The 25,486-nt window shown below is 53.2% G+C and carries 19 protein-coding genes and 1 tRNA gene; 8 read left to right on the plus strand and 12 right to left on the minus strand.

The genetic code is table 11. The features are described from left to right. Positions 1-37 precede the first annotated feature (37 nt). The 3 genes from GS605_RS01215 to GS605_RS01225 all read right to left on the minus strand — a co-directional run bounded on the left by GS605_RS01215 (position 38) and on the right by GS605_RS01225 (position 3,671). Positions 38-1,822, minus strand: a complete 1,785-nt coding sequence (locus tag GS605_RS01215; protein ID WP_171235731.1) for a Na/Pi cotransporter family protein — start codon at positions 1,820-1,822, stop codon at positions 38-40. 277 nt (positions 1,823-2,099) lie between these two features. After that, positions 2,100-3,253, minus strand: a protein-coding gene (locus GS605_RS01220; protein ID WP_371807718.1) for an IS3 family transposase whose coding sequence is annotated in 2 segments (ribosomal slippage) — positions 2,100-2,986 and positions 2,986-3,253 — 1,155 coding nt in all. Because the reading frame shifts where the segments join, the coding sequence is not laid out codon by codon here. A 46-nt stretch (positions 3,254-3,299) separates the two neighbouring features. Further along, positions 3,300-3,671, minus strand: coding sequence for a hypothetical protein (locus GS605_RS01225; RefSeq protein ID WP_171722832.1), 372 nt, complete (start codon positions 3,669-3,671; stop codon positions 3,300-3,302). A 299-nt stretch (positions 3,672-3,970) separates the two neighbouring features. On the opposite strand from GS605_RS01225, the gene gltS reads away from it, so the two are divergent. After that, a complete protein-coding gene (gene gltS / locus GS605_RS01230) occupies positions 3,971-5,206 on the plus strand; it encodes a sodium/glutamate symporter (RefSeq protein ID WP_171722833.1) in 1,236 nt (411 codons plus the stop codon). Between the two features lie 622 nt (positions 5,207-5,828). Here the strand turns inward: gltS and arcC are convergent. Genes arcC through GS605_RS01255 form a run of 5 tightly spaced genes read right to left on the minus strand, consistent with a single transcriptional unit; the run spans position 5,829 to position 11,920 of the window. Further along, positions 5,829-6,767 (minus strand): carbamate kinase, encoded by a 939-nt coding sequence (gene arcC, locus GS605_RS01235; protein WP_171235734.1) that lies wholly within the window; start codon positions 6,765-6,767, stop codon positions 5,829-5,831. 2 nt (positions 6,768-6,769) lie between these two features. After that, positions 6,770-7,768 carry an ornithine carbamoyltransferase gene (gene argF / locus GS605_RS01240; RefSeq protein WP_171235735.1) on the minus strand — a complete coding sequence of 333 codons (999 nt, stop codon included), beginning with the start codon at positions 7,766-7,768 and terminating at the stop codon, positions 6,770-6,772. Between the two features lie 55 nt (positions 7,769-7,823). Beyond that, positions 7,824-9,047, minus strand: coding sequence for an arginine deiminase (locus tag GS605_RS01245; RefSeq protein ID WP_171230806.1), 1,224 nt, complete (start codon positions 9,045-9,047; stop codon positions 7,824-7,826). Continuing rightward, entirely contained in the window at positions 9,044-10,423 is a 1,380-nt protein-coding gene (locus GS605_RS01250; protein ID WP_171235736.1) for an amino acid permease, read from the minus strand. Before GS605_RS01250 ends, GS605_RS01245 begins: the two co-directional genes overlap by 4 nt. Positions 10,424-10,432: 9 nt before the next feature. Then, positions 10,433-11,920 (minus strand): YfcC family protein, encoded by a 1,488-nt coding sequence (locus GS605_RS01255; RefSeq protein ID WP_171235737.1) that lies wholly within the window; start codon positions 11,918-11,920, stop codon positions 10,433-10,435. Between the two features lie 263 nt (positions 11,921-12,183). On the opposite strand from GS605_RS01255, the gene GS605_RS01260 reads away from it, so the two are divergent. The 3 genes from GS605_RS01260 to GS605_RS01270 all read left to right on the plus strand — a co-directional run bounded on the left by GS605_RS01260 (position 12,184) and on the right by GS605_RS01270 (position 17,990). Further along, entirely contained in the window at positions 12,184-14,847 is a 2,664-nt protein-coding gene (locus GS605_RS01260; RefSeq protein ID WP_245223188.1) for a cation-translocating P-type ATPase, read from the plus strand. A 434-nt stretch (positions 14,848-15,281) separates the two neighbouring features. Then, positions 15,282-15,752 carry a phosphate-starvation-inducible PsiE family protein gene (locus tag GS605_RS01265; RefSeq protein ID WP_171230802.1) on the plus strand — a complete coding sequence of 157 codons (471 nt, stop codon included), beginning with the start codon at positions 15,282-15,284 and terminating at the stop codon, positions 15,750-15,752. A 105-nt stretch (positions 15,753-15,857) separates the two neighbouring features. After that, positions 15,858-17,990 (plus strand): adenylate/guanylate cyclase domain-containing protein, encoded by a 2,133-nt coding sequence (locus GS605_RS01270; RefSeq protein ID WP_171722834.1) that lies wholly within the window; start codon positions 15,858-15,860, stop codon positions 17,988-17,990. 238 nt (positions 17,991-18,228) lie between these two features. Here GS605_RS01270 and GS605_RS01275 read toward each other — a convergent pair whose 3' ends face one another. Further along, positions 18,229-19,026 carry a hypothetical protein gene (locus GS605_RS01275; RefSeq protein WP_171722835.1) on the minus strand — a complete coding sequence of 266 codons (798 nt, stop codon included), beginning with the start codon at positions 19,024-19,026 and terminating at the stop codon, positions 18,229-18,231. Between the two features lie 494 nt (positions 19,027-19,520). Here GS605_RS01275 and GS605_RS01280 point away from each other — a divergent pair, with 494 nt between their 5' ends. After that, positions 19,521-19,979 carry a DUF6538 domain-containing protein gene (locus GS605_RS01280; RefSeq protein ID WP_171722836.1) on the plus strand — a complete coding sequence of 153 codons (459 nt, stop codon included), beginning with the start codon at positions 19,521-19,523 and terminating at the stop codon, positions 19,977-19,979. 274 nt (positions 19,980-20,253) lie between these two features. Here the strand turns inward: GS605_RS01280 and GS605_RS01285 are convergent. The 3 genes from GS605_RS01285 to GS605_RS01295 all read right to left on the minus strand — a co-directional run bounded on the left by GS605_RS01285 (position 20,254) and on the right by GS605_RS01295 (position 21,966). Then, a tRNA-Gln gene (locus GS605_RS01285) sits at positions 20,254-20,328 on the minus strand. Between the two features lie 90 nt (positions 20,329-20,418). Then, complete coding sequence (locus GS605_RS01290) at positions 20,419-21,408, minus strand: NADPH:quinone reductase (RefSeq protein WP_171722837.1); 990 nt, start codon at positions 21,406-21,408, stop codon at positions 20,419-20,421. Positions 21,409-21,504: 96 nt separating this feature from the next. After that, on the minus strand, positions 21,505-21,966 hold the full coding sequence (locus tag GS605_RS01295; protein ID WP_171723623.1) for an SH3 domain-containing protein: 462 nt from the start codon (positions 21,964-21,966) through the stop codon (positions 21,505-21,507). 198 nt (positions 21,967-22,164) lie between these two features. On the opposite strand from GS605_RS01295, the gene GS605_RS01300 reads away from it, so the two are divergent. The 3 genes from GS605_RS01300 to ggt all read left to right on the plus strand — a co-directional run bounded on the left by GS605_RS01300 (position 22,165) and on the right by ggt (position 25,459). Next, positions 22,165-23,151, plus strand: coding sequence for a D-glycerate dehydrogenase (locus tag GS605_RS01300; RefSeq protein WP_171630745.1), 987 nt, complete (start codon positions 22,165-22,167; stop codon positions 23,149-23,151). 20 nt (positions 23,152-23,171) lie between these two features. After that, on the plus strand, positions 23,172-23,561 hold the full coding sequence (locus GS605_RS01305; protein WP_171630747.1) for a GFA family protein: 390 nt from the start codon (positions 23,172-23,174) through the stop codon (positions 23,559-23,561). A gap of 110 nt (positions 23,562-23,671) precedes the next feature. Continuing rightward, positions 23,672-25,459 carry a gamma-glutamyltransferase gene (gene ggt, locus GS605_RS01310; protein WP_171722838.1) on the plus strand — a complete coding sequence of 596 codons (1,788 nt, stop codon included), beginning with the start codon at positions 23,672-23,674 and terminating at the stop codon, positions 25,457-25,459. Positions 25,460-25,486 lie beyond the last annotated feature (27 nt).

Raw genomic sequence — 25,486 nt, forward strand, 5'->3', positions numbered from 1 at the left:
CAAAGGTGATGGTTCTGCTATTCAACGTGCAAACAGCTTATGTTGCGTCTGTGGCGACTTCGATTGGAAGTTGTGTTTTTGCGACGCGTTTGGTCAGTGTATACATGTGGCGCAATTGCTCGATAAATGTCATTAGCAATCGAACGCGCTCTAAATATCGGGGTTCGTCGATGTTCAGTCGCTTTGCGTGTCTTTCGAACAACTGGTCGGAAAGAGTTCGAATATCGTCTTTGAGCAATAGTACTTCTTGAGCGGAACGTTCGTCTTTGTTGCCAACAGCGCGAACTGCGAGCTCTAAGCTCTCTCTTACACATTTCCAAAGACCCTGCACCATATCTCTGGTTGTTTCGCTACTTTCGGCATAGTCGCCATCGATGAAGTTCTTGATCAACTCCACCATGTCCGTTTCGACGATGTCAGCTGTACTCTCAATATTCATAATCGCTGCGACAAGTTTGTGATGTGTTTCGCTTTCACTTTCCGTGAGTGAACTTTGCAGAAGGCGACCGAGATATTTCATGATTTCCGAAGTTAGAATATCCACTTCATCGTCTCGTCTTGCGACCGCGTCTAACGCATCTCTATCGTGATGTTCAGCTCCCTCACCCAAGGTGTCCATCATTTCCAAGGCGATGTGCCCAACCCGCTCAATCTCTCTTCTTGCGTTTTCAAGAGCAATCGTTGGCGCTTCCAGAGCTCCATCATCAAGGAACTCGGGTTGGATGATTTTTTCTTTTGGCTCAGGCCGTTCTGGGACCAGTCTTTCCGCGAGACGTGCGAAGGCCGTTGCGAAACCTATAAAAATTATAGTGTTGAGGACATTGAAAATGGTGTTGGCATTTGCGATCTGCCGAGGAACCTCTGCTGCAAGTTTGTCTTTTCCAATTAGACTGTCCGCGGCGGCGGGCGAAACATTTACGGCTATGTCAGCAAGTATTCCTAGAAACGGAAGCCAAATTAGAACACCGGCAATATTGAACAAGACATGGACAACGGACGCGCGAACGGCTTCGACTGGCTTACCAAGTGCCGCAAGCAAAGCGGTGACACAGGTCCCGATATTTGCACCCAAAGCCAAGACTATCCCAGCCTGAAGAGACAGCAATCCTTCGCTTGCCATCGCGATGGCGATACCAACAGTGGCAGCGGAGGATTGAACCAACCCAGTGAATAGAGCGCCCGCCAAAATACCAAATAGTGGCTGTTCCATGCTAGCGAGGATTTCCAGAAAGGGTTCGTAGCTGCGCAAAGGCTTCATGCCATCACTCATCAGACCCATTCCGTAGAAAACCAATCCGAGGCCCATTATCATCATACCTATGTACTTGGGGCGCTCGTTCTTGCTCCCAAACGTCATAAAAAAGCCAAGAGCAACTGCAATCAGAGAATACGCAGAAAGGTCAAATGCAAGTAACTGCGCAGTGACAGTGCTGCCAATATTTGCTCCCATGATAACGCCGACGGATTGCGCCAACGTCATGACGCCGGCTGTAACGAAGCCCACAACAAGTACTGTTGTAACAGAAGAGGAATTAAGAATACCGGTGACAAAAGCACCAGTCGCAGCGCCCATGAATCGGTTCACAGTAAGCTTTTGAAGGACATCTCTGAGAGTGTTTCCAGCAGCCTTCTTCAGACCCTCAGATAAAAGGTCTAACCCTGCCAAAAATAGCGCCAAGCCGCCAAAGAGCCCCATGCCCAGTTGGAGCCAATCTAATCGTTGCTCCGCTAATTCCGCGGATTGAGCAAAGGCTGCGTTGAAGCTCAAGAAGGCAAAAAAAACAAAAAAGTATGGCAGCAAACGAGTTGTCTTATTCGACATTGAGAAGGCTCCCGCTGCAACTGAAAATCATAGGCACAGATTAACTAAGTTGTTCCAATGCCGGTTGTTGTATTCAAATATACATCTAGTTTGCGGGAGCGGACAACAGCCGGGTTCTTGTGTTTTTAGCTGGTCATTTCAAATTTACTCAAAGCAGTGATCGAAAAAATCGTCGATTTCACCTGAAAGCAATATCTCGGCTTCTTCCTCGGTGTATGATGCTGGTATTTTCCCAGTGTGAGCTACTCCCCAATGTTTGGACAGTTTCCAGCGTGATTTAAGCTACTCTTTGCTCCTGCTGACCGGGTTGGGTTACGTCTTTTCTCAGCCAGTAGACCACGGCTGGGGGTTTGCCGCCAAGGGCGGAATGGGGGCGCTTGCGGTTGTAGAACTCGATCCACTTGCCGACACCGGTCCTGGCCTCTGATCCGGTCTCCCATGCGTGCAGGTAGACGCATTCGTATTTCAGGCTCCGCCAGAGGCGCTCGACAAAGATGTTGTCGAGGAAACGGCCCTTGCCGTCCATCGAGATGCGCACGCAGGATCGGCGCAGCCGGTCAGTCCAGGCAAAAGACGTGAACTGGCTGCCCTGGTCGGTGTTCATGATCTCGGGCGGGCCGAACCTGGCGATGGCCTCGGTCAGCGCCTCGACACAGAAGTCGGCCTCCAGCGTATTCGAGATGCGCCAGGCCAGCACCTTGCGCGTGTGCCAGTCCATGATCGCCACAAGATAGAGGAACCCCCGCCGCATCGGCAGATAGGTGATGTCGGCGGCCCAGACCTGGTTGGGCCGATCCACCCGCAAACCGCGCAGCAGATATGGATACGTCTTGCGCCCCTTCGCCGCCTTGCTGGTGCTGGGCTTCTGATAGATCGGCATCAGGCCCATCAGCCGCATGAGCCGGCGGATGCGCTTTTCATTGACCAGATGGCCTTCGTTGCGCAGGTGCCAGGTCATCTGCCGGACGCCGAAGAACGGCGTCTCAAGGAATTGTTCATCAATTTGGCGCATGAGCATCAGGTTCATCGCCGTCTCGCCCTTGGGCGCGTAGTAGAACGACGACCGCGAGATCGACAGCAGCCTGCACTGCTTGCCGATCGACAGGTCGGGGTTGTCCGGTTCGATCATACCCCGCCTCACTTCATGCCCCAAGGTTTGAGCTTTCGTGACAAAAAATCGTTGGCCACGGCCAGCTCCCCGATCTTGGCGTGCAGCTCTTTCAACTGCTCTTCGTCAATCTCGGGCTTCTTGGCGCTACCGCGCTCGAACACGCCGGATGCGCCTTCCAGCAGCGCCTTCTTCCAGGCATGGATCATCGTCGGATGAACCCCGAACCGGCTCGCCAGCTCGGCCACCGTCTGTTCGCCCTTCAGCGCCTCAAGCGCCACCTTCGCCTTGAATTCCGGCGAATGCTGCTTCCGTTTCGACATCTCTGATCTCCTCTTCGTCGAAGACCAGCAGACAACAAATCATAGCTTACGTCAGTGTCCGATTTTCGGGGGGTAGCTCAGTGGTTTTGAAGCCAACATATTTTTGCGCATAAACAAGGACTATCCCTTGTGCTAACTCATGGAATATTTGGCTTTCGTTTTTGTCTACTTCGACACCTTGTTTCATGATTTCAAATACACAGTTTTCAATGTCGTTTAGGACTGTCTCTTCACCAAGAAAAACGTAAGAATATGTGTTTCCTTCTGCGGTTGCGCAATTACCAGTAAAGGCGAGTAAGACGATACCAATGGCGTATTTATTGAGTTTTTTCAAGTTGATAACCCCTCTGAGTTTAATTGCTTGGTACCCGGTTCGCATGTTTTTTCGAAACCAAACATAGCAGTAGGATCGTTTCATTGCACATCTCATTTTAAAGTGGAAAGAATACATCCTCTTTGGCATTGCGCTTGAACGGATAGCACTAACCGGTACGAGCCTTTTGCGGGCGTTCAGTTGACCCCCAGGTGAACTAGACCGGCTCACCCGCATTTTAGGAAGACCAATCTGCGAACACCGTTTTAATTTCATATTCAACTTTTGTTGTCCTGTTGCACCGCTGTTTAAAAGTACTCTAACGTTTGACCATATCTTCTGGGTGCACGTGTTCGGCTTGTTTCTTGATTGATTTGTTGTGCTGCGAAGTTAGGAGAAAGCTCATGGTAGAACCAATAGTGGTGGATAGTTTTATTGCTGTGACGCTGGGCATCGTCGTGTACTTTCTAGGTTCAAGGCTGACAGAGCGCTTTGAGTTGCTGCGCAAGTACTCGATCCCAGAACCGGTTTCGGGGGGCTTGCTGGCGGCACTTGTAACGTTAGGCGTTGTGACTATGACAGGGCGTGAAGTGATCTATGATCTGGCCTCGCGTGACTCATTATTGATCTATTTCTTTACCACCATTGGGCTGAACGCTAGGTTTTCGGACCTAGTTAAAGGAGGACCTCTACTGGGCGTTATGCTTGTCCTTACAATTGGGTACATGTTTGTCCAGAACGGAATAGGCGTTCTTGGTGCTTCGCTGTTCGGGTTGCCCTCTCAAGCTGGTGTGATGATGGGGACAACGTCTCTGATTGGTGGTCACGGAACAGCGATAGCGTGGGGCCCAGTGGTGGAAGAACAATACGCTGTGGCGGGCGCGGCGGAACTCGGAATAGCTGCGGCCACAATCGGATTGATCATGGCGAGCCTAATTGGAGGACCAATCGCCAGCTACTTAATTGCGCGCGACCGGCTCGAACCAAGCGCGAAAGAGAAAACGGCGATTTCCAGTGCCAAGGAAAAGGCTTTTGAGGTGACAGCTCCTACCGATCTAAACGGTGGCCCGACGAATCCTGGAATGATGAGAGCTATTCTTTGGACACATGTAGCGATTGTGATTGGTTACATAGCAGATGAATCGCTGGAATTAACCGGAGCAAACTTACCGCTCTTTGTGCCATGCCTTCTTTCTGGCATTTTACTTGCAAACCTGACGCCCAGAGTTTTTCCAAAGATCAAGACGCCAACGGGGACCGCCTCCTTACAACTATTGCAAGACTTCTCGCTAGCGGTGTTTCTTTCAATGTCTCTAATGAGTATGCAACTTTGGACTTTGGCGGGTTCCGCTGGTGTTTTAGCCATCACTATGACGCTTCAAGCTGCGGCTGCGGCTGCTTTCATCATATTCGTTGTCTATCGAACCATGGGGCGAAACTATTTTGCTGGCGTCATGTCAGCGGGTTTCGCAGGTTTCGCTCTTGGAGCTACCCCAACGGCCATCGCAAACATGACGGCTGTTACGCATAAGTATGGCCCATCTCCGCTTGCCTTCATTGTGCTGCCGCTAGTTTCGGCTTTCTTTGTAGATATTGCTAATGCTTTTATTATCCAATTGTTCGTCTCGAACCTACCATAGGGGGTGGTTTCATGAAATTTGGTGGCCTGTAAATGACTGTTGCAGCCAAAGTGATAGCGTAGCAGAACGTCGTCGGACACCGGTCGTATCGCTTTAAGCCGCCTCCCCGGTTTTAAGCCTGCCAAATATGATCTTGATAGGGCTCCTGCGATTGTAGCAACGCTTTTCGTATTTTGCGGACTTCTTGCATTGCTATTGTCTTGGGTTAAAGACACGTATCACTTTGCCTCTCAGTCCGCCTTACGGCCCTTGTCAAAACCCAATTCAACTGAAAAGCTCACTTCATTATTTGTGCATTTCATGCCGGCGTGGACCGGTTAAATAGCGAAGTGAGTTGTGCTTGGTATGTTCTAGATGTCAAATGCTCTTACAGAGCTCGTTCCATATCCCGACAAACGATGCCAACGGTTTGAAGAAACGTGAACTCCCTTCGAACCAGTATCATTCACTGGAGTTAAAAGCGTCAGTCGACGCCGCTTCTTGTTGGGTTCATGGCAAAAATTAAGTGCCAGCCGACAAGACGAAAAGGGCAGTCAAAAGAAAGCAATTCGGTGGGCCAGCTCAGAGAGTATTGTCCACATCAGAGAGGGCTTTAAAACAATTTTTCTTTGGGCCCATTGTATCAATGAAACCTGGTCTCTCCCGCGCTTTCAGAAACCGTAGTTCCTTTTTCACCGCGAACTGCTGCGGGAACATCGGCTAGGGCGCAAATGATCGCTCGGCCGCCCGTTGATCGCGCAAAATCTTGCGCGGCTTGAACCTTTGGCCCCATCGATCCTGCAGGAAAATCATATTCATCCAACGCATCCGGAGTGATCGATCGAATACCCTTTTGTTCAGGCGTTCCCCAGTTAAGGAACACGGCCTCTGCATCCGTAGCAATAACAAAGAAATCCGCGCCAAGGTTCTGCGCCAGAAGACAAGAGGCAAAGTCCTTGTCGATGACAGCCTCGACACCGACCAGTTTCCGTTCAGCTCCTGCCTCGTACATTGTCGGAATACCACCGCCGCCGGCAGCGATCACTGTCGCGCCTTTTTCCAACATCCAACGGATTGGTTCGACCTGAAAGATACGTTTCGGGCGGGGCGATGGCACAACGCGTCGCCAGTACTCGCCATCCGGTTTCACCGTCCAGCCCTTGTCAGCCGCCTCTTTCTTGGCGTCCGCTTCGGAGTAAACCTGCCCGATGAACTTGGTCGGGTTGTCGAAGGCTGGGTCGCTGGGGTCGACCTCGATCATGGTCAACAGGGTGGTGATGTGATGCTCGAAGGGCAGGATATTCCCAAGCTCCTGCTCGATCATGTAGCCGATCATGCCCATCGTTTCGCCGACGAGGACGTCCAGCGGGTACTCCTCGACATCCGTATACGTAATCTCTTGCAGGGCTAGCATCCCGACCTGCGGACCATTGCCATGAGTGATGACGGTTTCGTGCGCTTCGCAGAGCGGGGCGAGGGCTTTGGCGGCAATCTTCGCATTCCTGCGTTGATTGTCCGCCGTCATAGCCTCACCCCGTTTGAGAAGCGCGTTGCCGCCAAGTGCTACAACAACGCGTCCCATGATCAGGCTCCCAATGTCGCGACGAGGATCGCCTTGATGGTGTGCATCCGGTTTTCGGCTTGCTCGAATGCGATGTTCATATCGCTTTCGAAAACATCCTCGGTTACTTCCATCTCGGTGATGCCGAATTGTTCGTAAATGTCCTGTCCAACCTTGGTTTCCAGATTGTGGAAGGCAGGCAGGCAGTGCATGAACTTGACGCCCGGATTTCCGGTTTTCTTCATCAGATCCATGTTGACCTGATAAGGACTCAGCAGCTTGATCCGCTCGGCCCAGACCTCTTTCGGTTCACCCATGGACACCCAGACATCGGTGTGGATGAAGTCCGCGCCTTCCACGGCCGAGGTGTCATGCGTGATCGTCAACCGCGCACCCGATTTTGCGGCGCGTTCCCTAGCCAGTTCACGCACATCGTCATGGGGTTGCGTTTCTTTCGGAGAAATCATCCGCACATCGCAACCCATGATCGCGCCTAACATCAGAAGCGAGTTGCCCATGTTCGACCGACAGTCGCCCGAATAGGCATAGACGATGTCCTTGCGGGGTTTGTCGGCGTGTTCGATCATGGTCTGCATGTCCGCGAGCATCTGGGTCGGATGCCAGTCGTCGGTCAGGCCGTTGTATACCGGGACACCGGCATAATCTGACAGAGTCTCAACCATGTCCTGGCCCGCACCACGAAATTCTATCCCGTCGAACATGCGTCCCAATACGCGAGCCGTGTCCTTCATCGATTCCTTATGCCCGATCTGCGAGCCCGATGGATCGAGATAGGTGATGTTGGCACCCTGATCATAGGCGGCCACTTCAAAGGCGCACCGGGTACGGGTCGACGTTTTTTCGAAGATCAAACAGATGTTCTTGCCGGTCAGCGACGGCTGTTCGGCGCGGGCGTATTTCGCGCGTTTAAGGTCACGGGCCAGATCCAGCAAGTACAACATTTCACGCTGGCTGAAATCGGCGATTTTCAGATAGCTACGGCCTTTTAGATTGAATGCCATTTTGTCTCTCCCTAACAAAAATCAAAGGGCGCAGGCGGCTGCACCCATAGTAAATTCAATAGGCGGGGTCGCGGTCGATCGGGCAGGTCATACAATGGCCGCCACCACGACCGCGTCCCAGTTCCTGACCTGAGATTTCGATCACTTCGACGCCAGCTGCGCGCATCTTTCCGTTCGTGAACGTATTACGCGCATAGCCGACGACAACACCCGGCGAGAGGGCCACAACGTTGTTGCCATCATCCCATTGTTCGCGCTCGGCCTGGAACTCGTTGCCACCGGTCGAGATGACTTCAAGTGAGTTCAGCCCCAGGGCTTCCTTGTAAACGTCGAACAGGTGACCTTCTTCGACCCTTGCATCAAACAGTTTCTTGTCGTCCGGGCGCAGCGATATGCAAGTGATCTGATCCGCTACTTCCGTGAATGCAGTCACTTTGTCGTGGTCAAGACAAGTGAAGACGGTATCCAGATGCATGGCCGCGCGGCTTTTTGGCATCGCGCAGGCGACTACTCTCTCTGCCCCGCCTTTCTCGAATAGTGCCTGCGCGAGAAGGGTAACGGCTTGACTCGTCGTTCGTTCACCCATTCCGATAAACACAGTTCCTTTACCTACAGGCTGCACGTCACCGCCTTCGACTGAGGCATTGGCAAAATCCTCATCGCTGTCGCCCCACCAGATATCAAACTCGGCTTCCTTAAACATCGGATGGAATTTATACACCGCACGCATCATTAAGGTCTCAGGTTTGCGAGCGGGCCAAAACATCGGGTTCGTTGTCACACCGTTGAATATCCAACACGAAGGATCGCGTTGGAAAAGGGCGTTAGGCACAGCGGGCAATACGAACTCACTCTGGGTGATCAAATCGTCGAATTTTGGGTCAATGGTTCCCTTGGGCAATTCCGCGAATATGATACCCCCAAGCATGTGGCGCGCGAGATCCGCGGCTTTCATCTCGTCCAACCAAGCCCTCATCTCAACAGACACGCCAAGGCCAACAATTTTTGGAATGATCAATCGATCAAGCATGAAAGATCTAGCGCTACTATCAGTAAGCACTTCAGCCAAAAGATCCTGAATGTCATAAACCTCGACCCCGCGTTCGCGCATGAGCGAGCAGAACTCGGCGTGGTCTTTGCGAGCTTGTTCGACCCAGATCACGTCATCGAACAAAAGCTCTTCGCAATTTCGCGGTGTCAGTCGGTCATGCGCCAGTGAAGGGCGCGAGACAATCACCTTGTTGAGCTTTCCGATCTCGGAATGAACGCCGAGCTTCATTGCAACTCTCCTTTCGAACTATCCGTTTTCTGAATGTCTTCAATTTCATTGGCCTGGCTCCAGCGGACCCAGACGTGGATGGGCACGCCCATAAGCAACAGGACGGAGCCAACCAAAACAGTTTCAGCGCCTGAGCCGATGAAGGCCCAGACCGAATAAACGAACCCAAGCGCGCCCAGCACGGCGACCTTCGCCAGTTCCGGGCCATGCAAGACCTGCCCGCCTTTCAGACGGATCAAAATCTCGGCCACAGAGCAGATGGCATAGGGCAACAGGCTGGCGACAACGGCGAGCAAAATGACAAAGTTGAATGCGGCGACCAGCCCTTGCGCATAGTTCATGATGATCAGAACCGAGGCTAGCGCGTTCGACAGGATTAACGCATTAGCAGGCGTTCCAAATTTGGATTTTTGGCCCAAGGCTGCAGGGAAGACGCGATCCAATGCGGCACCGTAAGGGACCTGGCCACTGAGCAGCGTAAAGCCATTCAAAGTGCCAAAGGTCGAAATCACCGCGCCCACCGCAACAAGGACGCCGCCAATGGAACCAAACATCACCTCACCGACGGCTGCCAGAGGCGCGGCGGAAACAGCGAGCAACTCGGCAGGAATGACGCCCATCGAAACGGCGGTCACTGAGATATAGACGCTTGCCGCAATAATCACGCCGATCACGGTGGCGCGTGGAATGGTCTTTTCCGGCTCGATAACATCGCCAGAGGGAACGGTCGCAGATTCAAGGCCCAGGTAGGCCCAAAGCGTCAGAGCTGCCGCGGCAGAAATCGCCGTAAACGCCGTGGTGCCACTTTGGTTTACCGGAACATAGTTCTCGGTGTTGATCCAGAAGATACCCAATGTGCCAATCAATATCAGCGGCGCGAGTTTGAGAACGGTGGTCACGATCTGAACCAAACCAGCGCCTTCGACCCCTCGGATGTTAACCAAGGTGAGCGTCCAGATTGCAACCAATGCGGTCGAGAGGCCGTACATCGGCACTTCGATGATAATCGGGAACAGGAATCCCAGATATCCCACCAACGCGACTGCGACTGCGGCGTTCCCGGTCCAAAGTGCGATCCAATACCCCCATGCAATAATGAAGCCTGCAAAGTCGCCGAATGCTTCTTGCGAATAGGCATAGGGGCCACCGGGTTTCGAAACGACGCGTGACAGCCTTCCGAATATGATCGCAAGAACAAGCGCCCCTGCCGAAGTCAGAATCCACCCACCAATTGCAATTGGCCCAAACGGTGCAAGTGACGCTGGTAGAAGGAACACTCCCGACCCGATCATGTTTCCTACAACCAAAGCGATACAGGCCGTCAGCCCTAGGGCACCCGATGTCGAAGTCGTCTCTGGAGCGGAGCGATCGGTCATTGCGACGGCTCAGTTCGATGTTGTGTCTGAAGTCTCGGTTGTGGACCCGTCGATCCCCGGATCGGTAATTGCCCCTACGGTAAGTGCCGCGCAGATGATCGCTGCAAGAATTACAAGCAGCGGGAACACAAAGCGTAGCCACCTGTCATAAGACACGCGGCCAATGGCTAGCCCCCCCATGACGACAGCAAATGTCGGGTTGAATAGGTTCACCCATCCGTTTGCCGATTGGTACGCTGTGACCACCAAATCGCGGCCTACACCGGCGAAATCTGCAAGTGGGGCCATGATCGGCATCGAAAGCGTGGCCAGCCCAGACGAGGACGGCACCAGGAATGACATCAAAACCTGAATGCCGAACATCGCGTTGATAAAAGCAAACTCGCTCAGCCCCGAAACAAACCCCTCGGCTCCGGCTAATATTGTGTCGGTGATTTTGCCCGCGTCCATAATGACGACAACACCGCGCGCGACGCCAATGATCAGGGCAACGCCCAGCAAATCGCGCGCGCCATCAACGAAGGTTTCCACAAAGGTCCCTTCGTCCATTCTGGACCCTTCATCCGTTTTTCCGACCCACCAGACGATAATAGACATAACAAGGAACAGGCCAGACATCTCGGCCATCCACCACCCCAATACCACGACACCATAGATCATTATTGCAAACGTAACTCCAAACAGGAGCAGGATGACGGAACGGGTTCGTGTCAACTCTGGCAAAGCATCATCGCCGGCGGACCCCTTAAGAAAATGCTTTCTGTTTTCCTCGGCTTGATCCGCAACCACAGATGCAGAGGGGTCGGCTTTTACTCGCTTTGCGTATCTCATGACAAAAGCGATACCAGCTGCCAAGCAGAGTATGAGGATAATGAACCTCAAAACGATGCCATTGGTAAACGGAATACCAGCGCCTTGCGAGGCGACGACTGTCGCAAATGCGTTGAAGGTAGAGCCAAGAGTACCTATTCCAGCTCCTAGCAGGATCACTGCGACACCGGTGAGTGAATCATATCCCGCACGTATAAAGACCGGAATAATAAGAGCATAAAATGCCAATGTTTCCTCAGCCATGCCATAGCTGGTGCCGCCAAATGCAAAAGCAATCATCAGAATTGGAATCATTAAAATCTCGCGGCCTTCAAGCCTGAGCAGCAACCACCCAATGCCAGCGTCGATGGCACCAGTCTTGGTCACGACCATCAGGAAGCCGCCAATAACCAAAACGAAGAGAGCGACATCAATTGCTGCACTTGAAGAGCTTCCGAGAAGCCCAGGGTCGTACATCCCCGCAATTGGTGCGAGAATTACCGAAGTCAGTCCTTGGGGGTTAGACTCGACTTCGTGATAAGTGCCCGGAACAGGAGCTTCGCTGCCCAGAGCTTCGTTCATCTGACGTTCGTATTCGCCCGCAGGAATGACCCAAGTTAGAACCGCTACAATAGCGATAAGAGCAAACAGGATTGTAAATGCAGTAGGAAACTTGAATTTGGACATAGTAGACTCTCGCGTTGGTAGCAGAGCGACATAAAAAAACGAGCATGTATTTAGATTCGTTTCAAATTTTGGCGAGCCAAAATGGCTCAACGTAAAGTGAAAAATCGAGGGTAGGAAGTAGACTATCGATGATTCGCGTTACGTGTACGCGAAAATTTGCACCCACGTCGTAACGAAAAGGGGCTTCTATGCAGCATGCTTCCCATGCCACGGACGACCGAGCCGCACTTCCGACAGCACCTTGGGCAATCGAGAGAACTGCTTTGACCGAGACACTAGCTGTAGATCCTAAACACGGCTTGAGCTCGGAAACCGCAAAGGAACGCCTCTCCCGATACGGATTGAACCGTCTATCAGAAACCGAGGCTGACCCGGCGTGGAAAATGCTGCTCGTTCAATTTAAGAGCCCGCTTCTAATAATCCTTATGGTGGGAGCGGTTATTTCGGCTTTCACTGGACATTGGATCGACGCCGTGGCGATTTTTGTGATCGCAATCTTCAATGCCTTCATCTCGTTTTGGCAAGAGTTCAAGGCAGAACAATCACTCGCCGCACTTCGCGAGATGTCGGCCCCTCAGGCTTTGGTAAGAAGAGATGGTGACCAGGTACAAATCGCTGCTTCTGATCTGGTTCCCGGCGACATATTGATAGTTAAAACAGGTGATATCCTCGCCGCTGACATTCGCTTTCTTCAAGCCAGCAGAATGCAGGCCGACGAAGCTGCACTGACCGGAGAGTCCGAACCTGTGGACAAACATGATCGCAAGATCAACGATCGGGAGGTCGTTCTTGCCGATCGCCTCAACATGGGCTTCATGAGTACCCTTGTCACAGGTGGAACCGGCGAAGGCGTCGTAGTTGGAACTGGTATGAGAACCGAGGTTGGCCATATCGCGGATCTGATGTCAGCAGCTAAGGAACCAAAGACGCCGCTGCAGCTCAAAATCGAAGCGCTTTCGAAGGTACTTATTATCGCGGCGCTTATCGTCGTGGCTATCGTCATTGGCATCGGCGTTATCAACGGTATGGACCTCGCTGAAATGCTAAATACAGCAATTTCTCTGTCAGTAGCTGCCATTCCAGAGGGCCTACCAACTGTCGTCACAATACTTTTGACGCTCGGATCTCAGAACATGGCTTCGAATAACGCTCTGGCGCGAAAACTGTCTTCGGTGGAAACGTTAGGCGCCACGTCTGTTATCTGCTCGGACAAGACTGGAACTCTTACACAAAACCAAATGCAGGTGATGCGCATTTGGGCTGGGGGCGAAACCTGGGACGTTAGTGGCGCTGGCTTTGACCCGTCAGGGGAATTTCTGGACTCGAAAAACGAAGCCACAAAGGTCGAAGAGGGGACACCGTTATGGCCTGTGCTGATGATCTCTGCTTTTTGCAATGATGCCCGGCTGATTGGTGAAGGCGCTGACACCTCAGTGCAAGGTAACCCGACTGAAGGTGCGCTTCTGGTCGCTGCGGCAAAGGCTGGAATTGATGTCGAAGAATTGAGGGCTCGTCGGAGTGAGGCTCTTCAATCTTTCCCCTTTGATTCAACACGAAAAATGATGTCCGTCTTTGCACAGCTCCCCGACGGGCGGACTGTTTTGGTTGCAAAAGGAGCGCCTGACGTAATTTTGTCGCGAGCGGTTAAGGTCCGCATTGGCGAGGAGGAGTGCCAAATAACGCCAGAACTACGAGCTGACATAGAAAATGTCATTGACAGCTTTGGCGAGCGGGCTCTCAGAACTTTGGCGGTAGCGTATCGCGAAGTTTCTCCAGACGAACTGGATCACAACAACCCAGAACAGGAAATCGTGCTCGCTGGTATCCATGGTATTATGGATCCCCCCCGACAAGAAGTCCCGCATGCCGTAGCAGAAGCCACTAGTGCCGGAATCCGTACGGTTATGATTACTGGGGATCACGCGGTCACCGCCAAGGCTATAGCCGAGCAAATCGGCGTACTGTCGGGTTCACAGCAAGCAGTATTCACGGGTGCCGAGCTCGACCAAATGAAAGATGAAGATCTAAATAGCGCTGTGAAGAACGCAGCTGTATTTGCACGCGTGACGCCCGAGCACAAACTTCGCATCGTTAAAGCACTTCAGACCAATGGTGAAGTGGCCGCGATGACAGGAGATGGCGTGAACGATGCGCCTGCGCTTCGCGCGGCTGACATAGGTGTCGCCATGGGGATTACCGGGACACAGGTTGCCAAGGACAGCGCCGCGTTGATTCTTCTGGATGATAACTTCACGACTATTGTCACGGCGGTTCGTGAGGGCCGGAGAATCTTTGACAATCTACTGAAATTCGTCCGGCAAGCTCTGACTGCCAACGTTGCGGAAGTTACAACCATTCTTTTCGCTTTTCTGCTGATGGGAGCAGATCCCCTCCTTCCCATCACACCGCTTATGATCCTCTGGGTGAACTTAGTTTCAGATGGCTTACCAGCACTGGCGCTGGGATTTGAAAAAAGCGAGCCTGATCTAATGAGACGTCCGCCACGCCCGCGCGACGAGGACATGTTTGGCGGTGGAATGAAAGAGCGGATTCTGATCAGGGGCAGCGCATTGGGTCTTCTGACCTACTACGTGTTTCAAGAGTTTCTCGAACGCGGCGCCTCTCTGGAGCACGCACAAACAGCTGCCTTCATGACTCTCATATTTGCGCAAATCTGGCATGTATTTGACGCGCGAACTACAACGACACTTTACCGCAAGTCGCCGCTTGGCAACACAATGCTCCTAGGCGCAGTCGGCATTTCAATCGTTTTATCGTTGTTGGCAATTTACTCTGCTCCGGGCCATTTCGTTCTGGGCACGGTTCCATTGCCTCTTTCACATCTGTTGGGAACGTTCTTTGTCGCGGCGCTTCCAACACTCGTGCTTTCCGGTCTGAAAGAGATGTTCAATCTTAAATTCGTTTGAGTGGAAAGAGTGTGGGTTTAAATTGTTAACCCTAATATGGTGGTCACTTGTTTTGTTTGGAAAGGAGGATCTTGCTAAGTTTGTCGACGGAGTGATCTAACCTCTTTGGCCTCTCGGAGTGGTTTGCGACGCGTCTTTAAGCGAACTCAAGAATAGTCATCGGCTTCTGTCGATTGGCAAGTAGCGTAATAAACAATTCGTGGTTTCTTTTGTGGTTGACCATGAGTATTTCGGAATTTCTTTCGACGGGGCTAGCGAGCCAGTCCTTCAGGACAAAAGACATCTGGCGTTAGAGTGAAGCCAAAAATCGTCGAGGTAAGCTCGGCTGAAATGAAGCACTGATGGTACAAGATATTTCCTTTGGGGAGCAAGCGATGGTGGCGCAGAGAACGCCCGTTTGGATTCTTGACTTAGCAAAGAGGGGGAGGTGATAAATGGAACACAAGGATCCATTTATAGAGAAACTTCAGGTCATAATTCGGTTTGCCGTCCGTATTCTGGCCGTTATGATGGTTCTGGTTATACTACTTGGCGTCTTGGATGTGGCCTGGACCCTATATCAAAAACTAATCAATCAGCCTGTATTCATACTAACAATCTCTGAAATATTAGCTACTTTTGGCGCCTTCATGGCGGTGCTAATTGCCATCGAAATATTCGTAAACATCACAATCTATCTTCGCGACGATGTAATCCATGTTAAGATAGTGGTTGCGACGGCGCTCATGGCCGTCGCACGAAAGGTCATTATACTCGATACAGAAAAAACCAGTGGACTGGATTTGGTCGGCCTGGCACTTCTAGTGGTTGCTTGTTCACTCGCCTATTGGCTGGTTCACGATATGCCGTCCTTTAGTGTTCGGTTTGGGCGAACGAAAAGCGCCGAACAATCCAAGGAAGAATAGTAGTGCCAATTCTTTTTGTCCTCAGGGAACAATGCACTCAAGACACTTATTTGTATGGCGATGAGTGGGTGAACTTCTATTGCAACATTTTGACTAATTGAGAGCATGAAAGTACGTCTCCATATCGGCGTTGCGACTTTATTCACGTTCCTCACGTTAGCCGTAACAACAATGCTTGTTGCCATTCTTTATTTTGGCAACAAGGAACTGGCCATTCGTACCGTTAAAGAGAGGATGGTCGAGGCCAGAAGTCAGTCAGTCGATGAGATGCTAACCGTAGTACGTGGAGCGGGAAGTGTCGTGTCTTCCGCGTCCGTCTTTCTTTCAAATTTTTCGGAGTATGCTGGCTCACGTGCAGGTTTGGACGTGCTCTATTCGCAGATTCAAGGCAATGAGCACTACTATGGCTTGTATTTTGGAGAAGAGAAATCCGGAGACTTTTATCAGAATATAAACCTTCCAAAACACTGGAAAACTTTTGGACCAAGCGCGCTGCCAGTGCCGGAAGGAGTAGATCGCGTCCAACGGATAATTTCCGAACAATCTGGTGAGCGCCTAGAAGCTTACTTTTGGTCGAATGGCAGTTCGTTAGCCACCCCATTTCTTAGTGGAACCACTGTCTATGATCCTCGAACGCGCCCTTGGTATCGCGGGGCGTTCGAGCAAAGCGGCGTTTACGTTTCGCCGCTTTATCAGTTTGAGAGCACAGGGCGTCTGGGCGCAACGTTCTCAAAAACCGTAGTCGACAACGACGGAAATATGCTTGGCGTCGTTGCGCTCGACATAACAATATCGGCACTTTCGCAAATCCTAGATGATATCAGGATCGGCGATCATGGTTTGGTTTTCATGCTGGATCGCGAAGGTCGCCTACTTTCGTACACCAGCACGCGGTCCGAAGGTGGAGAGCCGCGCTTCGTAAGTTCCAATACGAACGGGTCAATTGAAGGTAGTAGCAAAATTATTGACAGTGTCATTGAAAGATGGCGAACCAGTCAGCAGGATTTTTTCCGCGTAGCTCCAGCATCCGATGAAAGAAACTATATCGCATCTGTGATGCCAATTCCTGAAGTCTTCGGTGCCCAACCTACTCTCGGGCTAATAGTGCCGGAAGATGAGTTTATCGGAGAAATAAAAAGAAACACGACTCGCGCCATGCAAATAGGTGTACTTGCTTTGGTTCTGGCTGTCTCATTTACCTTTGTAGTCGCCCGTCTTTTGAGCAAAAATCTTGTTCGCGTGGCAACGGAAGCGAGAAAAGTCAGTAACTTTGAGCTAAGTGAGAACTTGAACCTGAAATCAAATATTCAGGAAGTCGCCGAACTCGGAGCAGCCATTGCAAGTATGAAAGCTGGATTGTCGAGTTTCGGTGCGTTCGTACCAAAGGAGCTGGTGCGCTCTATCCTTTCAAAAGCAGAGAGAATTAGTGTTGGGGGAGAGTCGCGCGATGTAACCCTTATGTTTGCCGACCTCAAAGGGTTTACGCGCCAGACCGAGGGACTTGAACCCGAAGTTCTGATGTCTGCTTTGTCCGAGTATTTCGAAGCAATGGAAAAAGAGATATCCGGTAATCAGGGTACAGTGGATAAGTACATTGGAGATGCCATTATGGCTCTATGGAACGCTCCACTCGATGATTCTGATCACCCTGTTCATGCTTGTCGAGCAGCTTTGGCGTGTTTACTGGCTGAGGCGAAACTCAATTCTGACAATGGAGCGTTACCCTTACGTCCGTTGCACACACGTTTTGGCCTACACACCGGTCGCGTAGTGGTCGGTAATGTCGGGTCTCTCTCAAGATTGCAATACACTGCGCTTGGTGCTGCCGTTAATTTTGCTTCCAGACTAGAAGGGTTGAACAAAGTTTACGGTACAAGGATTCTTATATCGGAAGACGTGGCTGTTCATGTCAAGAACAGGTTTTTGCTGCGCGAAATTGACTTTGTCGTGCCTGCCGGGACTAGCTTTCCTAGTCGTATCTTTGAACTAATCGCGGAAAAAGATGATGAGGGTGGTTTTCTGGTGAGCGCAGCCAAGAAACGCGAACTCGAAGAATGGCGCGCATGCTATGCCTTGTATCAGTCTGGAAAATGGGCTGATGCATTAGACGCCCTCCAGAGGCATCGAGAAATCGCAGCTAACAAGCGTCTTGTAGATGTCTTTATCGAACGTTGCAGCAGTTTTGCGTTTAAACCACCGGCCGCTTGGGATGGTGTTTACCGTTTCGAGAGGAAATGAATGAGAAGCGCAGCAAACCATCATTCCGATGGGCCTCAGGCCAATCATGCGCTTGCAATCAAATTGCCCCCGTCAAATCAGGCCAACCAAAAACGGGCATTGCTTCGGATAGCGGCGTATCTTCAGTCCGAGCCAGAAAACGGGCAACCTTAGTACCAAGTCTACCACAAGCATCGCCAGAAAGATCTAAATTCGAAGTGTTCCTCTCGTGGCGAGGATGGGAAAATCGCGGGTCATTTCACGAGAAGTCTTTAAGAGCTCTGTGCCAAAGGCTGCCGGGCTCCGGATGCTCGATATTTTCATTGGACTTTTTGTGGATATGCAAACCGATGTGGCAAGGATCATCGTAAAAGAATTGCCAGGGAACGTCGCGAAAAACGTCAAAATTCTTCGCGTCAGACCAATGATAGAAGGTCGCTGGTGGTTGTGCATGACCATAAAGGTCGTGTCTTTTCGCAAGCTGCCGGAAGGCCTCGTTGCCATAGATCGTAATCCCAAGGTCCGAAGCGGAATAGGATGTTCCGGTCAGGCGATACCACATTGGACGCAAAATGCGGCGTTTATATTCAAGCCAGTCTGGCACCAGACTATCCTGCTCAAGTAGACGCTCATATTCTCCAATAATCGGGTTTCCGGGGGGAAGGTAGAAAACAGATGCGCCGATTCCGCCGGATACCTCTCGCACGAAATAGACGTCATCTGAAGGATATTCAAAGGGGCGAAACATCAACACATCACTATCAAGCCACAAACCTCCGCCAGCCCGTTGCAGAAAGACCCTGAAAAAATCACTGAATTGAACAGTTGGCAGCCAGGTAGCTTGATCTTTTTTCGCCACAGGCACCAGCCGCTGGACTAACGCCCGATCAAGTACTTCGTTGCCGTCCCTGATTTCGACGCCAGGCGGTGCATTCGGAATGTCCCCATAGGTGTATAAGGTGACAGGCATATCTGTGGCGAGCATTGAAGAAATACAAACCCGGTCAACTAACCTCAAAGGGCCGTCGAACCACATTGTGGCCAGCTTGTTTGCCATTTTTCTCGTTTTTCTTAAGCCTGAAAAAGTAGCTTTCCAAAGGATAATCTACAAACGGACCTGGTGTCACTTTCTAACAGCTTTTTTGACGGGTTTTGTGTTAAGGGCTTGGTTCGCAAAGTGGTCGCAAATGCATGCATCAGCGAATGATCAGATTGTTGCCTTCAATGTTCAAATCTATGAAGCAGGCTCGCTGCCAGATTGATCGCTAAGCTCGTATCATACAAAAGACTGGTTTTTTTTAGGGCGTCGTTGTGCTCAAGGTCAAAATTGGTCGCTACATGGTGTATGGTCGCGGTAAGTACACTGCAAATGCAGGCGAGGCAGTTTCTTCACTGGGGGTACCATTCGGGGTATCGAGTAGTATTTGCTAATATTTTGTAATTTAAAAATATACACTTACTTTAACTTATGTATTCCGCCCCCGGCACCACTTCCTCAGGTAAGCCCTTGGCTTCACTCCGGCTTTTAACAGCAGGTTGGAGCCGTAGGCCATGGCAGAGACCATTTCACCCAAGTACACCTTCGTGAAAGAGGGTGTTTTTTACTTCAGTCGCCGCATCCCCAAGGAGCTTTGCCGCTACTACTCTTCTTCTCGGATCGCATTTTCTTTGCGTACTCACTCGGTAAACGTAGCGGCGACGATAGCAAGAAGAGCAGCTGATCAACTGGATGAGTATCGGTTTCATCTGAAGTCGAAGGATGCGCAACTGCGTGGAAAGTACATGTTGCGTCTTGGCGCAGCCAACTCCGCCGTAGCGCCAGTTGTTCTAAACGAGACTTCTGCTGCTTCTGTGCTGTTGTCAGAGGCAGTCGAGATTTATCTTACACAGAAAGGTCAAGGACGCCCCGTGACGTTTCACCGGGGTGCCGAGAGAACGTGCGGCTACGTGATTGATGCCTGTGGCGACAAACACCTTGAAGTCTATATCAAAGCCGACGTGAACGGGTGAACAACCTGACGGTCTGACCGCGGATTACCTGATCAGGTCGGGCTTCCCGGCAATCTGGTCAGGTGAGCACAAGCAGCTTGCTGAACTCAGATCTACAGACTCTCCCAAGGTCACCAAACTCGTACCGCCGGAATGGCGAACTGAGACTGCGGCCCGAAATCGACCATTGTTGCGCATAAGCTCGGGTCTCAGCTGGAGTAGCCGGATGATAACCTGCTGAAAACACGCGCTAATAGGCGGCCAAATTCTCAGTGCGTGATTCTAGAGAAAATCATGGCTGGGGTGGTAGGATTCGAACCTACGATACACGGTACCAAAAACCGCTGCCTTACCACTTGGCTACACCCCAACAGTGAGCGGCTATCTACGATTGTTGTTGGCGGGGATCAAGAGCGTTTTGTCAAAAAAACTCAGGTTGAACCGATTTTTTTCAGGGCAGTCATTGGGTGTCGATCAACACGGCTCCGGTCCGGTTTCCATCCTGCACCATTGCATGCGCAGATGCGCATTCTTCCAGTGCAAAGACCTTTTGAACAGGGCAGGTCAAAGCGCCATCCGTCAATGCCTTGTGAAGGGTCTTCACGGCATTGGTACGAAGATCCAGCGGAAGAAGGTAAATCAAAATGGTCTCAAGCGTCATGGCTTTGAACATCATCGGTCCGAATGGAAACACGGGGGCCATGTCTTGGGCAGAGCCATAGGCGTTGATGCGACCGTTCTCGGCAATGACCGCGGCGTTTGTTTGAATATTCCGGCCGAATTCGACGTCGATAATTCGGCCGATTGTCTTTCCTTCATTTGCATCGAGAATTTCGGAGGAAAGATCCTTGCTGGCGTAATCAATCACGATATCTGCGCCGGCTTCTCGGACCCGGTCAAAGTTGCGAGGGCTGGCGGTAGCGATCACGCGCGCGCCTGCCCATTTGGCAAGCTGAACGGCCAGAAAGCCGACGGTGCCCGCGCCACCGTGTATCAAGATCGTTTGCCCATCGGGGCAGCCGCCTGAAAACACCGCGTGGCAGGCGGTAAGACCGGGAATGCCCAGAATCGCGCCGGTCTGCATCGACACCGCATCCGGCAGAGCCACGGCCTGGGCATCGGGAAGGGTGATGTGGCTGGCGGCGGTGCCGAAAGGGCGTTGCCATTGCCCGTTCCAGATCCACACGCGCTGCCCGATCCGAGATACGGATACTCCGTCGCCAACGGCCGAAATCACACCAGCGCCGTCACTGTGCGGGATGATCAGGGGGAACGGAGGCTCTGTCACGCCCGGTCTGGTCCCGGCGCGGGCTTTGACGTCGGAAGGGTTCACTCCGGAAAAGGACAGCTCTACCGTGACCTCGCCCGGACCCGGCGGGACCGGAGAGAGGTCCTGTATCCGCAGGACATCGGCCGGGTCTCCGAAGTTGGAATATGTAACTGCGCGCATGATCGCCTCCGTTTTGGTCGAGTTTCACAGCATATCGGCAGGAAACTCAAACACCTTGTCGCGTGTCCGCAACGCGGGGGAAGGTCGGCCCTGTGGTTATTCGCGAATCTCGGACGGGTCGACCCCCCAAAGGTTCGACTTCAAGGTCCAACCCCGATACCCGCCGGCGGTGATCCGGCACCAGTCCAGCGAACAGGTTCCCAGTCGGGCCACGACCCCGGATTCGAAATGCGCGTTCACGGGGGAGGTTGGATCGGGTCGGGTATAGACAGGCAGCATCTCGGATTCAATCAGCACTGTCCGAACACCCGACAACAGGGCGTAGTGAACCCAGCCTCCGGCGCCGTCGCGGTCCTGAACCCGTCGCCAGTTGCCGTATTCGGCAGTGACCTGAAGCGGCATTCCGCGCCGTTTGAACACCCAGTCGATTCGATGTGTCAAAGAAGGTCCGCGTCGCACGTTGCCTTCTGCTGCTTTCATCGAGACATAACGGGGCAGGGGGAGGTTGGTGACGGATCCTCGTTTCACGTCGGCATGAGCAGCCCATGCGCCGAACATGATCAGAAATACGGATAGTGCCGCCAGACAGCGGCGATTTACCGGTCGAATACCACTCACTGACTGCCTGCTCTTATGCCTGTTGATCCGGTTCCGAAAAAAGGTCGACTCAATGCCAAAGGGGTTCTTGTGCCCCGCCTTATCCTGCGCCACGATGCCATGGCGCGCGTCCGTTTGCAAAGCAGTGGGAGGGCCGAGGTGCCAAGAGAACGTTTGAGTGTTGTCGTTACGCGACGGTTGCCCGAAGCGGTCGAAACACGTTTGAGCGAGTTGTTTGATGTGCGCTTGCGCGACGATGACACTCCGATGACGCGCGAAGAACTGGTGGCCGCAGTGCAGGACGCCGATGTCCTGGTGCCTACGGTGACCGATGCGATTGATGGCGGTCTGCTGGGGCAGGCGGGCGAAAGGCTGAAGCTCATCGCCAATTACGGTGCCGGTGTCGACAATATTGACGTGTCCACAGCGCGCCAGCGTGGGATTCTGGTGTCGAACACGCCGGGGGTTCTGACCGATGACACCGCCGACATGACCATGGCCCTGATTCTGGCCGTTACCCGACGCATTCCCGAAGGTCTGAGCGTGATGCAGCAGGGAGATTGGTCCGGCTGGGCGCCCACCGCGTTTCTGGGAGGCCGCATCGGTGGTCGTCGTCTGGGCATTCTGGGCATGGGCCGGATCGGGCAAGCGGTGGCGCGGCGTGCGAAAGCGTTTGGAATGCAAGTCCATTATCACAACCGCCGCAGGTTGCGCACCGAGACCGAGCAGGAGCTGGAGGCAACCTATTGGGAAAGCCTCGATCAGATGGTCGCGCGGATGGATGTGATCTCGGTCAATTGCCCCTCAACGCCGTCGACCTTCCATCTGATGAACGCACGTCGTCTGAAACTGATGAAACCATCGGCAGTGATCGTGAACACGTCACGTGGTGAAGTTGTGGACGAAAACGCTCTGACCCGGATGATCCGCGCAGGTGAAATTGCGGGGGCGGGGCTGGATGTCTACGAACAGGGCACTGACGTGAACCCGCGCCTGCGGCAGCTGCCCAATGTGGTTCTGTTGCCTCATATGGGATCAGCCACGCTCGAGGGCCGGGTGGAGATGGGCGAGAAGGTCATCATCAACATCAAGACCTTCGAAGATGGCCACCGCCCGCCGGATCAGGTTGTGCCAGCAATGCTCTAGCGCTCTGGAAAGGAGCAGGAATGGACGTCTATGAAGGAGGGTGCCGTTGTGGAAATCTGCGCATCAGGGCTTCGGGTCGTCCTCTGCGGGTCGGAATCTGTCACTGTTTGGACTGCCGCAAGCATCATGGCGCGGTTTTCTATGCGGCGGCCGTTTTCCCGGACGACAGAATAGAGGTTTCCGGCGAAGCGCGTGGTTATGCTAACAGGTATTTTTGCCCCGGCTGCGGCTCTCCGGTCTTTGCGCGCAGCGGAACCGAAGTGGAGGTGCATCTTGGATGCCTTGATGCGCCAGATCAGTTGGCGCCAACATATGAAAGCTGGGTCATCCGGCGTGAAGCTTGGTTGCCCGAGTTCCGCGGTATGACCCGCTATGATCAGGATCGATTGGTGGGCGACGCAAAGGCTTAACGCGTGCTGCGGACACCGGCCATTTGCTGATGGCGTGCAGGTTGGACTTGTTCAGAGCGTGTTCGGCGCGCAGTTTTGATAATCAGGGATGTATCGGAGGATTTGATCAGATGAGACGTGTTTCAGTTCTACTGTTTTCTGCATTTTGTTTTGCAACTCCGGGGGTCGCTCAGGAAGCGGCCGATGCCGTTGCGCCCGAAACGGCCACGGAAGGGCAGGTACAGGCCATGACCGACGAGGTCATCGCGGCGCTCGAGGCCAAACTGGATGGCGTTCCGGTCACGTCCCAGAACTGGATGGTTGCCGCGGCCAACCCGCTGGCGGTGGAAGCCGGTGCCAGAGTATTGCGCGCAGGTGGGTCTGCCGCAGACGCCATGGTTGCGGTGCAGGTCGTGCTGGGCCTGGTCGAACCGCAATCCTCGGGCTTGGGCGGCGGTGCGTTTCTGGTCTGGTACGATGCAGCGACCGGTCAGATGACAACTCTGGACGGGCGAGAAACGGCGCCGCTGGCGGCTACACCGACCGTGTTTCAGGACGAAAACGGTGAGCCGCTGAAATTCTTCGATGCGGTTGTCGGTGGGCTGTCCGTGGGGACGCCGGGCACACCTGCTTTGCTGGAAGAGGCGCATCGCCGCTGGGGGCGTTCCTCGTGGCCCGGATTGTTTGCCGATGGAATCCGGTTGGCGGATGAAGGGTTCCTGGTGTCCCCGCGTCTGGCCAGCCTGGTCGAAAAAGATGCCGAGCGTTTGTCGCGCTTTCCGGAAACGGCCGCGTATTTTCTGCCGGGGGGCGCACCGCTGCAACAGGGGCAGCGCCTGATGAACCCGGCTTATGCTGAAACACTGCGTGTGCTGGCCCGCGATGGGGCGGCCGGATTCTATGGCGGTGAGATTGCCGCGGATATCGTGCGCACGGTTCGCAACGCTCCGGGCAATCCTGGTGTTCTGTCCGGTGCGGATCTTGCGCTGTATCAGGTGATCGAGCGCGAGCCGGTTTGCGCGGAATACCGCGCCTATGAAGTCTGCGGCATGGGCCCGCCGTCGTCGGGTGCGCTGACCGTCGGGCAAATTCTGGGGATGCTGAACGGCTATGATCTGGCGGCTATGGGGCCGGAAAGCGCCGAGGCCTGGCGGTTGATCGGGGACGCTTCGCGCCTCGCCTTTGCGGACCGGGGCCGGTACATGGCTGACAGCGATTTCGTGCCCATGCCGACCAAGGGGCTGGTTGATCCGGCCTACCTGTCGCAACGAGCGGAATTGCTGAACACCGAAGGCGCGCTGGCAGATGTCGGGCCCGGTCAGCCGGAGTTCGACCACGCGCTGAACTGGGCGGATGATGTGTCGCTGGAGCTGCCTTCGACCTCGCATATCTCGATTGTAGACAGCTATGGCAACGTGCTGTCGATGACCACGACCATCGAAAACGGCTTTGGCTCACGTCTGATGACGAACGGGTTCCTTCTGAACAACGAACTGACGGATTTTTCGTTCAAGACCCACAGCGATGGTGTGCCGATCGCCAACCGGCTGGAACCCGGAAAACGCCCGCGTTCGTCCATGAGCCCGACCATCGTGATGCAGGATGACGCGCCGGTTCTGGCGATTGGCTCGCCGGGCGGCAGTCGGATCATCGGCTATGTGGCCAAATCGATCATCGCATGGGCCGACTGGGGCATGGATGTGCAACAAGCCGTGTCGCTGCCGCATCTTGTCAATCGTTTCGGAACATATGATGTCGAGGCCGGGACCGCTGCCGAAGGCTTTTCCGACGGGCTGACCCAGTTTGGGTTCGAGGTAAACCCGCGTGACCTGACATCTGGCCTTCACGCCATCGAAATCGGAGACGGGCTGAGCGGTGGTGCCGACCCCCGTCGCGAAGGTATTGCGCTGGGCGAATAGGGCCTCGGTATTTGTGGGGATTGCCGG

It is taken from the genome of Ruegeria sp. HKCCD7559 (genome assembly GCF_013110575.1).
Lineage (GTDB): Bacteria > Pseudomonadota > Alphaproteobacteria > Rhodobacterales > Rhodobacteraceae > Ruegeria.